This is a genomic window from Candidatus Pantoea soli (genome assembly GCF_007833795.1).
GTDB lineage: Bacteria > Pseudomonadota > Gammaproteobacteria > Enterobacterales > Enterobacteriaceae > Pantoea > Pantoea soli.
Map to the genome: position 1 here is coordinate 1,155,814 of NZ_CP032702.1, position 12,430 is coordinate 1,168,243.

Here is a 12,430-nt window from a genome sequence, read left to right on the forward strand (position 1 = left end):
CAGGGTAACTGGCGCGTTTTCTGCTGCCTGTTGCGCTGTTCTGCTGTGCATAAAACTGGAATCAATAATCAGTCGTTCCTGACAAATATCCGCCCTGATCGTTGCGCTGACAGGCGCAGCGGCACAGCGGCATTATTTACGCGGGAGCAAGGAGTCATCATGTTAGATATTGTCGAGCTGTCGCGTTTACAGTTTGCCCTGACGGCGATGTACCATTTCCTGTTCGTGCCCCTGACGCTGGGGATGGCCTTTCTGCTGGCGATCATGGAGAGCGTGTACGTTCTGTCGGGAAAACAGATTTATAAAGATATGACCAAATTCTGGGGCAAGTTATTTGGTATTAACTTTGCGCTGGGGGTGGCAACCGGACTGACCATGGAGTTTCAGTTCGGCACCAACTGGTCTTATTACTCTCACTACGTCGGCGATATTTTCGGTGCGCCGCTGGCCATCGAAGGCCTGATGGCGTTCTTCCTGGAATCCACCTTTGTTGGCCTGTTTTTCTTTGGCTGGGATCGGCTGGGTAAAGTGCAGCACCTGGCGGTGACCTGGCTGGTGGCGCTGGGCTCGAATATGTCGGCGCTGTGGATCCTGGTCGCGAACGGCTGGATGCAGAACCCGATTGCCTCCGAATTCAACTTCGAAACCATGCGCATGGAGATGGTGAGCTTTTCCGGGCTGGTCCTCAACCCGGTGGCCCAGGTGAAGTTTGTGCACACCGTGGCGGCGGGTTATACCACCGGCGCGATGTTTATTCTCGGCATCAGCGCCTGGTATCTGCTGAAAGGGCGTGACACGGCGTTTGCCAGACGCTCGTTCGCCATTGCAGCCAGCTTTGGTATGGCAGCGGTGCTGTCAGTGATCGTGCTGGGTGATGAATCCGGTTATGAAATGGGTGACGTACAGAAAACCAAGCTGGCGGCCATTGAAGCGGAATGGGAAACCCAGCCGGCTCCGGCTGCCTTCACGCTGTTTGGCCTGCCGGATCAGGGAACGCAGGAAAACCGCTATGCCATCCAGATCCCGTATCTGCTTGGGCTGATCGCCACCCGTTCGGTTGATACGCCGGTTACCGGTCTGAAAGATCTGCTGGCACAGCATGAAGTGCGTATTCGCAACGGCATGAAGGCCTATGCATTGCTGAACGAACTGCGAGCGGGCAGCAAGGACCCGGCGGTGCGCAGCGCGTTTGAGGCGCATAAACAGGATCTGGGCTATGGCCTGCTGCTGAAGCGCTATACGCCGGATGTGGCAAACGCCAGCGAAGCGCAGATCCAGCAGGCGACCCAGGACTCAATCCCCCGCGTGGCACCACTCTACTTCGCCTTCCGTATCATGGTGCTGTGTGGCGTCCTGCTGCTGGCGATTATCGCGCTCGCGTTCTGGAGTGTGATGCGTAACCGCATTGGCAAAAACCGTCTGCTGCTGAAGGCAGCGCTGTTTGGCATTCCGCTGCCGTGGATCGCCGTGGAATCAGGCTGGTTTGTGGCGGAGTATGGCCGCCAGCCGTGGGCGATTGGTGAAGTGTTGCCAACCGCTGTTGCCAACTCCTCTGTGACCGTCGGTGATGTGCTGTTCTCGATGACGCTGATTTGCGGCCTCTATACGCTGTTCCTCGTGGCAGAGATGTATCTGATGTTCAAATTTGCCCGTCTTGGTCCCAGCAGCCTGAAAACCGGCCGCTACCACCATGAAACGACACCCGTTGCCACTCAGCCGGCGCGCGGATAAGGAGAGCGATCATGTTTGATTATGAAGTGCTGCGTTTTGTCTGGTGGCTGCTGATCGGCGTGCTGCTGATCGGTTTTGCGGTGACCGACGGATTCGATATGGGGGTAGGGATGCTGACCCGCATACTGGGACGTACCGATACCGAACGCCGAATCATGATAAACACCATTGCCCCGCACTGGGACGGCAATCAGGTATGGCTGATCACCGCCGGCGGCGCGCTGTTTGCCGCCTGGCCGATGGTGTATGCCGCCGCCTTTTCCGGCTTTTATGTGGCAATGATCCTGGTGCTGTCAGCGCTGTTTTTCCGCCCGGTAGGGTTTGATTACCGCTCGAAAATTGAGGACGTGCGCTGGCGTAACGGCTGGGACTGGGGCATTTTCATCGGCAGCTTTGTGCCGCCGCTGGTGATTGGCGTGGCGTTTGGCAACCTGCTGCAGGGCGTGCCGTTCCATGCTGATGCGTATTTGCGCCTGTTCTATACCGGCAATTTTTTCCAGTTGCTGAATCCGTTTGGCCTGCTGGCGGGCGTCATCAGCGTAGCGATGATTCTGGCGCAGGGCGCAACCTATCTGCAGATGCGTACAGAGGGCGATTTGAACCTGCGCGCCCGCGCTGCGGCGCAGATCGGTGCGCTGGTGATGCTGGTGTGTTTTGCGCTGGCCGGCCTGTGGGTGAAATACGGCATTGACGGCTATGTCGTGAAAAGCGTCATTGATCACCATGCTGCTTCCAATCCACTGGGCAAAACGGTGGTGCGTGAAGCCGGCGCGTGGCTGGTGAACTTTGAACAGACGCCGCTGCTGTGGCTGTTCCCGCTGCTGGGCATCGTCCTGCCGCTGCTGACGGTGATGTGTTCACGCCGCGGGCAGGGAGCATGGGCATTTATCTTTTCATCGCTGACGCTGGCCTGCGTCATTATGACCGCTGGCATCGCGCTGTTTCCGTTCATCATGCCTTCCAGCACCGTACCGGGCAGCAGCCTGACGCTGTGGGACGCCACATCCAGCCTGCTGACACTGAAGGTCATGACCTGCGCCGCCATTATCTTTGTGCCGCTGATTCTGGCTTACACCACCTGGTGTTACTACAAGATGTATGGCCGCATTACCCGTGAACACATTGAGCGCAACACGCACTCGCTGTACTGACTGAGGAGAAAGAGCATGTGGTATTTTGCCTGGATACTTGGCACCCTGCTGGCCTGTGCGGCAGGAATCATCACCGCCCTGGCACTGGAACAGAGAGAAGACAGCCATGCGCGGGACGAGCAGGCGTGATGCGCAGTCTGATTCGCATGCAGTATGCGGGGATGGACAGGGGCCCGTTGCGGGCCCTTTCTCTGATACTGGCGCTGGGGCTGGCTGCGTGTGTGATGTGGCAGCCGGCCCGTTTTGCCGCGCGCACCAGTGACATCGCGATCTGGCAGAGCGCTTTACTCATCTGGGCGGTGTGTGCAGGCGTGGTGCACGGCAGCGGGTTACGTCTGCAGCGCCAGCGCTGGCAGCTCCTGCTGGCCCCGCTGCCGGCGCTGATCGTGCTGGCCGCCGGCCTGTTGCATATCGGCTGGTAAGCCTGGCAACGGGGGCGCGCCTGCTCCCGTTTCTCCTGTCTCAGCCGGCCGAGACGTGAGGTTATGTCAGCGTCTGGTCAGGAAATCTCCTGAAAATCCTTCCGGTTGTTAACGTCTGATAATTATTTTCTCCTGGCTCTGGCGGACCATTCCCAAGCGGATCGCTCTTGCGTATAGTAGCAACGTTTAAAATGAGACCGGGATGTAGAGTGAGTACAACGCTGTTTCGCTGGCCGGTTCGGGTCTATTACGAAGACACCGACGCCGGTGGTGTGGTTTACCACGCCAGCTATCTTGCTTTTTATGAACGAGCACGTACCGAAATGCTGCGCCAGCATCATTTCAATCAACAGGCCCTGCTGGAAGAGCAGGTCGCTTTTGTGGTACGGCGCATGACGGTGGACTTTATTGCCGCGGCCCGTCTCGACGACCTTCTGGAAATTCAGACTGAAGTGACGTCCATGACCCGCGCCACTATGACGTTCTCGCAGCGTATCGTGAATGCAGAAGGCAACGTGCTCAATGAAGCGGAAGTCCTGATCGCCTGCATCAACCCACATCTAATGAAGCCGATTGCGCTTCCCAAGTCTATTGTCGCGGAGTTCAAGCAGTGACTGACATGAATGTTCTTGATTTGTTCCTGAAGGCAAGCCTTCTGGTCAAACTTATCATGTTGATTTTGATCGGCTTTTCCATTGCCTCCTGGGCAATCATCATCCAGCGCACGCGCATTCTGAATGCGGCCGGACGCGAAGCCGAAGCCTTTGAAGACAAATTCTGGTCCGGCGTTGAACTGTCGCGTCTGTATCAGGAAAGTCAGGGGCGTCGTGATGAACTGAGCGGCTCAGAGCAGATTTTCTACTCTGGCTTTAAAGAGTTTGCCCGTCTGCACCGCGCCAACAGTCATGCACCGGAAGCGGTGGTTGAGGGTGCCGGTCGCGCCATGCGCATCTCGATGAACCGTGAACTGGAAGCGCTTGAAACGCACATTCCCTTCCTCGGCACCGTGGGCTCCATCAGTCCCTATATCGGCCTGTTCGGTACGGTATGGGGGATCATGCATGCCTTTATCGCGCTGGGTGCGGTAAAACAGGCCACGCTGCAGATGGTCGCGCCGGGGATCGCCGAAGCGCTGATCGCCACCGCGATTGGTCTGTTTGCCGCGATTCCTGCCGTTATGGCGTACAACCGTCTGAACCAGCGCGTGAATAAGCTGGAACAGGGTTACGACAACTTTATGGAAGAGTTCACGGCTATCCTGCATCGTCAGGCTTTCTCCACCGACAACAGCAAGTAAGTCGAGGTTTACGATGGCCAGAACCCGTGGTCGCGGACGTCGCGACTTAAAGTCGGAAATTAACATTGTTCCGCTGCTGGACGTGCTGCTGGTGTTGCTGCTCATCTTTATGGCAACCGCGCCCATTATTACCCAGAGCGTGGAAGTGGATCTGCCGGACGCCACCGATTCCAAAACCGTTTCCAGCGATGATAATCCGCCGGTAATTGTGGAGGTGGCCGGGGTAGGGCAGTACAGCCTGGTGGTGGATCACGATCGTATGACGCAGCTGCCGCCGGAACAGGTGGTCAGCGAAGCCCAGCGCCGTATTGAAGCCAATCCGAAGACGGTCTTCCTGATCGGCGGGGCAAAAGACGTGCCTTACGACGAAATCATCAAGGCGCTGAACCTGTTGCATCAGGCAGGCGTGAAATCAGTCGGTTTGATGACGCAGCCGATTTAAAGCGAACCGTTTTTGGGAACCGAGAGTGTCGAAGGCAACCGAGCAGAACGATAAATTAAAACGCGCGATAATCATTTCGGTGATTCTGCACATCGTGCTGATCGCCCTGCTGATCTGGAGCTCGTTTAACGAACATATCGAAGCCAGCGGCGGCGGTGGCGGCAGTGATATCGATGCAGTGATGGTCGATCCGGGTGCCGTGGTTGAACAGTACAACCGCCAGCAGAATCAGCAAAGTGACAGTCAGCGCGCCGAGCAGCAGCGCCAGAAACAGGCGCAGCAGCAGGCCAAAGAGTTGCAGCAGAAGCAGGCCGCCGAACAGCAGCGTCTGAAGCAGCTGGAAAAAGAGCGGCTGCAGGCGCAGCAGGAAGCGAAAGAGCAGGCAAAACAGCAGGCTGAGCAGCAAAAAGCGGCCGAAGCCGCGGCGAAGCAGGCGCAGGAGCAGCAGAAAGCGGCAGAAGCCGCCGCTGCGCAGGCGAAAGCCGATGCTAAAGCGCAGGCGGATGCGCAGGCCAAAGCGGCCGCGGAAGCAAAAGCCAAAGCGGAAGAGCAGGCCAAAGCCGCTGCCGCGCAGGCTGCGAAAGAGAAAGCGGCCGAGCAGGCGAAAGCCGCGGCGCAAGCCAAAGCGAAGGCTGAAGCCGAAGCCAAAGCGCAGGCCGCGGCGGAGGCGAAGGCCAAAGCCGCGCAGGAAGCCAAAGCCGCGCAGGAAGCCAAAGCCGCGAAAGAGAAAGCGGCGGAAGAAGCCAAAGAGGCCAAAGAAAAAGCGGCTCAGGAAGCCAAAGAGAAAGCGGCTGAAGCGGCGAAAGAAAAAGCGGCGGCGGAAGCAAAGGCCAAAGCTGAAGCGGCTGCGAAAGCCAAAGCGGATGCGGCAGCGAAAGCCAAAGCCGCGGCGGATGCGAAGAAGAAAGCCGCGGCGGAAGCGGCTAAAAATGAGAGTGACGTTGACGACCTGCTGGGTGGTCTCTCTTCCGGTAAGAACGCACCGAAGAGCGGGGCAGCAGCAGGTGGCGGCGCCGCCGCAGGCCAGGGGAATCAGAAAAAAGCCGGGGCTTCCGGCGCAGAGATCAACTCGTATCTGGGGCAGATTACCAGTGCGATCCAGAGTCGCTTCTATGATGCGGATACCTACCGCGGCAAAAGTTGCGATTTGCGCATTAAACTGGCCCCCGATGGCTTGCTGATAGACGTGAAAGCAGAAGGTGGTGACCCGGCCCTGTGCCAGGCCGCGATAACCGCAGCGAAACAGGCGCGTATTCCTAAGCCACCTTCCGCTGCGGTATATGAAGTGTTTAAAAATGCGCCTATGCGTTTTAAACCGCAATAATGCAGTAACGTTCGGCAGGTTGAACTAAGGTTAGCTTGCCGTACTCTATGAGTACTCGTGTATTTTCAGGAACTGTGCGAATTATCGTGAACTGCGGTTCAGATAAGGGAGAAAAGATGAAGCAGGCACTTCGTGTAACCTTAGGTTTTTTTGTACTGCTGTGGGCAGCGATGCTGCATGCAGAAGTGCGCATCGAAATTACGCAGGGCGTGAATACCGCACGCCCGATTGGTGTGGTTCCCTTTAAGTGGGCCGGCCCTGGCGCAGCACCGGAAGATATTGGTGGCATTGTCGCGGCTGACCTGCGTAACAGCGGTAAATTCAATCCGCTCGATCGCTCGCGTCTGCCACAGCAGCCCGCCAGCGCGCAGGAAGTTCAGCCTGCCGCCTGGAGCGCACTGGGGATTGACGCAGTGATTGTTGGCCAGGTCACACCTAACGCCGATGGCAGCTACCAGATTGCCTATCAGCTGGTGGATACCGGCGGTGCGCCAGGCAGCGTGCTGGCGCAGAACTCGTATAAAGTGACGAAGCAGTGGCTGCGTTACGCCGCGCATACCGCCAGCGATGAAGTGTTTGAAAAGCTGACCGGTATCAAAGGTGCGTTCCGCACCCGTATCGCTTACGTGGTGCAGACCAACGGCGGTCAGTTCCCGTATGAGCTGCGCGTATCAGATTATGATGGCTACAACCAGTTTGTGGTTCACCGCTCACCGCAGCCGCTGATGTCACCGGCCTGGTCACCAGACGGCAGCAAAGTTGCGTATGTGACCTTTGAAAGCGGTAAATCGGCGCTGGTGGTTCAGACGCTGGCTAACGGTGCAATCCGTCAGGTCGCATCTTATCCGCGCCACAACGGGGCACCGGCTTTCTCACCGGATGGTTCCAAACTGGCCTTTGCGCTGTCTAAAACCGGCAGCCTGAACCTGTACGTGATGGACCTGGCTTCCGGCCAGACGCGTCAGGTGACGGATGGCCGCTACAACAGCACCGAACCAACCTGGTTCCCGGATAGCCAGACGCTGGCCTATACCTCGGATCAGGCGGGTGCACCGCAGATTTATAAAGTTGGTATCAACGGCGGTACGCCACAACGTATTACCTGGGAAGGCGCACAAAACCAGGATGCGGATGTGTCATCCGACGGTAAAACCATGGTGATGATCAGCAGCGCCGGTGGTGCGCAGCACGTCGCCAAACAGGATCTGGAAACGGGAGCCGTTCAGACAATAACGGACACGTTCCTGGATGAGACGCCAAGTCTGGCACCGAACGGCACAATGGTAATCTATAGCTCTACTCAGGGGATGGGTTCCGTGTTGCAGTTGGTTTCTACTGATGGGCGTTTCAAAGCGCGTCTTCCGGCAACTGATGGACAGGTCAAATTCCCTGCCTGGTCGCCGTATCTGTGATGCATCGCTCCTCCGCCCGGCGGGGGAGTAAAATGTATGGCAAACAAAATAATAGGATAAAGAAATGCAACTGAACAAAGTGCTGAAGGGTTTGATGCTGGCTCTGCCGGTTATCGCGGTAGCTGCATGTAGCTCTCACAAAAACAACAACAACGATCAGACCGGCATGGGCGGCGCTGATGGTGCATACGGCGCGGGCGCTGGCCAGAACGGCAACATGTCTTCTGACGAGCAGGCGCGTCTGCAGATGCAGCAGCTGCAGCAGAACAACATCGTTTACTTCGGTCTGGATAAGTACGACGTCCAGTCTGACTACGCGCAGATGCTGGATCAGCACGCTGCTTTCCTGCGCAGCAACCCATCTTACAAAGTGACCATCGAAGGTCACGCGGATGAGCGCGGTACGCCAGAATACAACATCGCCCTGGGCGAGCGTCGTGCTAATGCCGTGAAGATGTACCTGCAGGGCAAAGGCGTGTCTGCTGACCAGATGTCTATCGTTTCTTACGGTAAAGAAAAACCGGCTGTACTGGGTCATGACGAAGCGGCTTACGCCAAAAACCGTCGTGCCGTACTGGTTTACTAAGACAATTGTATGATGAGTAACTTCAGACTTTCTCTGTTGAGTCTGTCGTTACTGGTTGGTGTAGCGGCCCCCTGGGCCGCTACTGCCCAGGCGTCAATCAGTAGCGTTGGCTCAGGCTCGGTCGAAGACCGTGTCACCACTCTTGAACGTATCTCTAATGCCCAGGCTCAGCTTCTGCAGCAGTTGCAGCAGCAGATGAGTGACAACCAGAGCGATATCGATTCGCTGCGCGGGCAAATCCAGCAAAACAGTTATCAGCTGAATCAGGTGATCGAGCGCCAGAAGCAGCTGTATCAGCAGATCGATAGTCTGAGCAGCGGCAGCAATGGCGCTCAGGCGAGCGGTGGGGCAGATGCAGCCGCAGCAGGGGCCGCAGCGGGAAACGCTGACGCGGGCAGCGGTGCCAGTGCACCGGCGGCTGCTCCCGCGCAAACCGGCGATGCCAACACCGATTACAATGCCGCGGTTGCGCTGATTCTTGAGAAGAAGCAGTACGACCAGGCAATTGCTGCGCTGCAGGCATGGGTCAAAAAATACCCGGACTCCACCTATCAGCCTAATGCCAACTACTGGCTGGGTCAGCTTCATTACAACAAGGGCAAAAAGGACGACGCGGCCTATTATTTTGCCACTGTGGTAAAAAACTACCCGAAATCGCCGAAAGCGGCAGAAGCGCTGTTTAAGGTTGGGGTGATCATGCAGGAGAAGAACGACACGGCAAAAGCCAAAGCGGTCTACCAGCAGGTGATCAAACAATTCCCGAATACCGAATCTGCCAAACTGGCGCAAAAACGCCTTGCCGGCCTGTAACTGATGCAGCAAAGACCGGATTTCGTTTGATTTCTGGTCTTGCCGCATGAAAGGTAAGCAGTTGACAGGATGAGTAGAAAATAAGGGTTGCGCCCTCCCGCTAAATCAGTAATATATGCCGCCGTTGCCGGGACATATCTTAATAAGTATCGGCAGCACTGAAGATGGGTCGTTAGCTCAGTTGGTAGAGCAGTTGACTTTTAATCAATTGGTCGCAGGTTCGAATCCTGCACGACCCACCATCTCAGGCAGTACAGAGAGAACTTCAGTTTGCTTCACAACCTTGATGGGTCGTTAGCTCAGTTGGTAGAGCAGTTGACTTTTAATCAATTGGTCGCAGGTTCGAATCCTGCACGACCCACCATCAAGTTTAAAGTTGTAAAGCCTTCACCGAGCGGGTCGTTAGCTCAGTTGGTAGAGCAGTTGACTTTTAATCAATTGGTCGCAGGTTCGAATCCTGCACGACCCACCAGATTCAGAAAAAAGCGCCTTCAGGGCGCTTTTTTCGTTTTCGGGCTTCGTGGCTTGCCGTGCAGGATGAGAACCTGCGCAGGTTCGACTGAATCGCCGGGAAAAGCAGGGTAAGCTGCCGATGCCGTGCCCGGCCCGTTAAGGCGGGGCGGCGTGCGAAGGAAACTCACCTCCCTGTAGATCGGCCTCGCCATCCCTGGCTCGGACGCTTCGCGTCTCCGCGCCCGCCTTAACGGGCTTTCAGGTCACTGAGCCGCTGTCCGGAAGCGCGGTATTTCGTTTGCGCGTGCGGCAACGCAGCGGGCTGAGAAAGCGGATGCAGCGGGTGCTGATGCCGCGCCGGGAAGTTGAGGGGATGCTGCCATGCCGTGCCCGTTAAGGCGGGGCGGCGTGCGAAGGAAACTCACCTCCCTGTGGATCGGCCTCGCCATCCCTGGCTCGGACGCTTCGCGTCTCCGCACCCGCCTTAACGCGCTTTCAGGTCACTGAGCCGCTGTCCGGAAGCGAAGCAATGCACAATCACTGGCTGGAGTCATCGCATCTCCGCACCCGCCTTATCGGACTTTCAGGTCACTGAGCCGCGGTTCAGGGCGCGACGCGAAAGGACGGTGCCTGGCAGAATGCCGCGCAGCGATTACTTCTTCGGTGGCGTCAGGCTTTTCCAGATATGCAGCACCGCATAGCTGCGCCACGGTCGCCACACCTGAGACATCAGCTCTGCCACTTTGGCACTGACGCCACCCAGATTGTTGCGAATCGCAATGTCCTCTTTGGGAAACGCATCCGGCCAGCGCAACGCGCGCATGGCGATATAGCTGGCGGTCCACGGACCAATGCCTTTCAGCGCCAGTAGCTGCTGCTGCACAATATCCGGATGCCCGACACCGTTGAAACGCAGCGCGCCAGAGGCGCAGATCTGCGCCAGTGACAGAATGGCGTGTGAACGCGCGCTGACAATCCCCAGCCCGGCAATGTCATCAATCGTCGCATCGGCCAGCGCGGCTGGCGTCGGTGACAGGCGTGAAAGCGCAGGCCAGGGCGTTGTCAGCGGCTCGCCAAAACGACCGGCGAGACGGCTGCTGAGCGTGGTGCCTGCCTTCACTGTCACCTGCTGCCCCAGAATGGCCCGTACCGCCAGCTCAAAGCCGTCAAACGCGCCCGGCACGCGCAGGCCGGGATAGCGCTCGAAACTCTCTGCCAGCAGCGGATCCTGACCAAGATGCTCACGAATACGCAGCGGCTGAGCATCCAGATCAAACAGGTCGCGCAACCGGCGCAGCAGGGCCGGCAGCACCGGCGTCAGGGTGGTGGTGAACTGCACCAGCAGCGCCTGCTTTTGCGGCAGATGGCTGACGCGCACCCAGCCGCGGCAGGCACCCAGCCGCACAGTGCGGTGATAGGCATCGTCATGCACCCATTCCACTTCCTGCATAATGTGCTGCTGCAGAAACAGCAGCATCGCCTCCCAGTCATAGGGCGGCCGATAGCTCAGCCGCAGCTCTGCGCTCTCCTGCAGCGTGCTCACCGCGTCAGGCTGGTTCTGCCTCCGCAGGCGCGACGGCGTCATACGATAGCGCGCCTGAAACACGTCGTTGAAGCGACGCAGGCTGCGGAATCCGCTGGCATAAGCGATTTCCGTCACCGGCAGGGTGGTTTCGGTCAGCAGCTGCTTGGCCAGCAGCATACGGCGCGTCTGGCGCAGCTCCAGCGGCGACACGCCCAGCTCCTGCTGCACCACACGACGCAGCTGGCGCGCGCTCAGGTTGAATTCGGCGGCAATCGCCGCCAGCGTCTCCTGCTCCTCCAGCAGCCCCTCTTCAATGCGCCGAATCAGGCGATCGGCGATGCGATGATGGCTGTCCACCGGCGCGGAGCCCGGCGCCAGCTCAGGACGACAGCGCATACAGGGACGAAAATGCGCCTTCTCCGCCGCTTCAGCGCTGGCAAAAAACAGGCAGTTCTTCTGCATCGGCGCTTTAACCGGACAGATGGGACGGCAGTAAATGCCGGTAGAAGTCACGCCAACAAAAAATACCCCGTCAAAGCGGCTATCGCGCGAGGTCAGCGCCTGGTATGCAGTGTCTGGATCAAACATCATCATCTCCGGCAAATAAACAGCATGGTCACGCAGTCGCCCGGAAAAAACGCGCTGCTTTCGGACAGCTAACCAGTTTAAACGCATGACCGAAAACAGCCAGTTTATGCCGCCAGAAGTGCGATACTGCTGCGTATTGCTCATGCCGGAGACGCACCATGTACCATGCCAAAATCATCGCCACCCCCGTGGGTGAACTGACGCTTATCGCCACTGACCGCGGGCTGTCTGCCATTCTGTGGGAAAATGAAGGGGCGCAGCGCGTGCCGCTCAGGCCGATCAGCCGTAATGATGATCATCCGATTTTGTGTGAGGCTGAACGCCAGCTGCGGGAGTATTTCGCCGGCGAGCGTCAGCGGTTTGACATGCCCTTTGACACCGTCGGCACGGCGTTTCAGCAGAAGGTCTGGCAGGCGCTGCTGACCATTCCGTTTGGCGAAACGCGCAGCTACCGGCAGATTGCCGAGCAGATCGGTCATCCCAAAGCGGTGCGCGCCGTGGGGGCCGCCAACGGCAAAAATCCGCTGTCAATCATGGCGCCCTGTCATCGGGTCATCGGCAGCAACGGCAAGCTCACCGGCTTTGCCGGCGGGCTGACAGTGAAGGCCTTTCTGCTGCAGCTGGAAAGCCCGCAAACCGCGTCTGCGGTCACGCAGCTGCGGCTGCCCGAATAAAAAAGAGACGACACG

At 57.9% G+C, this 12,430-nt stretch carries 13 protein-coding genes and 3 tRNA genes; 15 read left to right on the top strand and 1 reads right to left on the bottom strand.

The annotated features are described in order from the left end of the window. Nucleotides 1-159 precede the first annotated feature (159 nt). The 14 genes from cydA to D8B20_RS05410 all read left to right on the top strand — a co-directional run bounded on the left by cydA (nucleotide 160) and on the right by D8B20_RS05410 (nucleotide 9,647). On the top strand, nucleotides 160-1,731 hold the full coding sequence (gene cydA, locus D8B20_RS05345; RefSeq protein ID WP_145887812.1) for a cytochrome ubiquinol oxidase subunit I: 1,572 nt from the start codon (nucleotides 160-162) through the stop codon (nucleotides 1,729-1,731). Between the two features lie 11 nt (nucleotides 1,732-1,742). Continuing rightward, nucleotides 1,743-2,882 (top strand): cytochrome d ubiquinol oxidase subunit II, encoded by a 1,140-nt coding sequence (gene cydB, locus D8B20_RS05350; RefSeq protein ID WP_145887814.1) that lies wholly within the window; start codon nucleotides 1,743-1,745, stop codon nucleotides 2,880-2,882. A gap of 15 nt (nucleotides 2,883-2,897) precedes the next feature. After that, a complete protein-coding gene (gene cydX, locus D8B20_RS05355; RefSeq protein ID WP_145887816.1) occupies nucleotides 2,898-3,011 on the top strand; it encodes a cytochrome bd-I oxidase subunit CydX in 114 nt (37 codons plus the stop codon). Beyond that, a complete protein-coding gene (ybgE, locus tag D8B20_RS05360; protein ID WP_145887818.1) occupies nucleotides 3,011-3,304 on the top strand; it encodes a cyd operon protein YbgE in 294 nt (97 codons plus the stop codon). The genes cydX and ybgE overlap by 1 nt, the downstream gene beginning before the upstream one ends. A gap of 209 nt (nucleotides 3,305-3,513) precedes the next feature. Next, nucleotides 3,514-3,918: a tol-pal system-associated acyl-CoA thioesterase gene (ybgC, locus tag D8B20_RS05365; RefSeq protein ID WP_145887820.1), complete on the top strand. Its 405-nt coding sequence runs from the start codon at nucleotides 3,514-3,516 to the stop codon at nucleotides 3,916-3,918. After that, nucleotides 3,915-4,601, top strand: coding sequence for a Tol-Pal system protein TolQ (gene tolQ, locus D8B20_RS05370; protein ID WP_145887822.1), 687 nt, complete (start codon nucleotides 3,915-3,917; stop codon nucleotides 4,599-4,601). Before ybgC ends, tolQ begins: the two co-directional genes overlap by 4 nt. Before the next feature lie 13 nt (nucleotides 4,602-4,614). Beyond that, nucleotides 4,615-5,043 (top strand): colicin uptake protein TolR, encoded by a 429-nt coding sequence (tolR, locus tag D8B20_RS05375; RefSeq protein ID WP_021508530.1) that lies wholly within the window; start codon nucleotides 4,615-4,617, stop codon nucleotides 5,041-5,043. Nucleotides 5,044-5,068: 25 nt separating this feature from the next. Then, nucleotides 5,069-6,367, top strand: coding sequence for a cell envelope integrity protein TolA (gene tolA / locus D8B20_RS05380; RefSeq protein ID WP_145887824.1), 1,299 nt, complete (start codon nucleotides 5,069-5,071; stop codon nucleotides 6,365-6,367). A gap of 116 nt (nucleotides 6,368-6,483) precedes the next feature. Continuing rightward, entirely contained in the window at nucleotides 6,484-7,779 is a 1,296-nt protein-coding gene (gene tolB, locus D8B20_RS05385; protein ID WP_145887826.1) for a Tol-Pal system beta propeller repeat protein TolB, read from the top strand. A 64-nt stretch (nucleotides 7,780-7,843) separates the two neighbouring features. Continuing rightward, nucleotides 7,844-8,365 (top strand): peptidoglycan-associated lipoprotein Pal, encoded by a 522-nt coding sequence (gene pal, locus D8B20_RS05390; RefSeq protein WP_145887828.1) that lies wholly within the window; start codon nucleotides 7,844-7,846, stop codon nucleotides 8,363-8,365. A 9-nt stretch (nucleotides 8,366-8,374) separates the two neighbouring features. Next, on the top strand, nucleotides 8,375-9,175 hold the full coding sequence (gene cpoB, locus D8B20_RS05395) for a cell division protein CpoB (protein WP_145887830.1): 801 nt from the start codon (nucleotides 8,375-8,377) through the stop codon (nucleotides 9,173-9,175). 166 nt (nucleotides 9,176-9,341) lie between these two features. Further along, nucleotides 9,342-9,417, top strand: a tRNA-Lys gene (locus D8B20_RS05400). Nucleotides 9,418-9,463: 46 nt separating this feature from the next. Continuing rightward, nucleotides 9,464-9,539, top strand: a tRNA-Lys gene (locus D8B20_RS05405). A gap of 32 nt (nucleotides 9,540-9,571) precedes the next feature. Then, a tRNA-Lys gene (locus D8B20_RS05410) sits at nucleotides 9,572-9,647 on the top strand. 633 nt (nucleotides 9,648-10,280) lie between these two features. Here the strand turns inward: D8B20_RS05410 and D8B20_RS05415 are convergent. Beyond that, a complete protein-coding gene (locus tag D8B20_RS05415; protein WP_145887832.1) occupies nucleotides 10,281-11,741 on the bottom strand; it encodes a DNA-3-methyladenine glycosylase 2 in 1,461 nt (486 codons plus the stop codon). Between the two features lie 158 nt (nucleotides 11,742-11,899). Between D8B20_RS05415 and D8B20_RS05420 the strand changes: the two genes are divergently transcribed. Then, nucleotides 11,900-12,415 carry a methylated-DNA--[protein]-cysteine S-methyltransferase gene (locus D8B20_RS05420; RefSeq protein ID WP_145887833.1) on the top strand — a complete coding sequence of 172 codons (516 nt, stop codon included), beginning with the start codon at nucleotides 11,900-11,902 and terminating at the stop codon, nucleotides 12,413-12,415. Nucleotides 12,416-12,430: the final 15 nt, after the last annotated feature.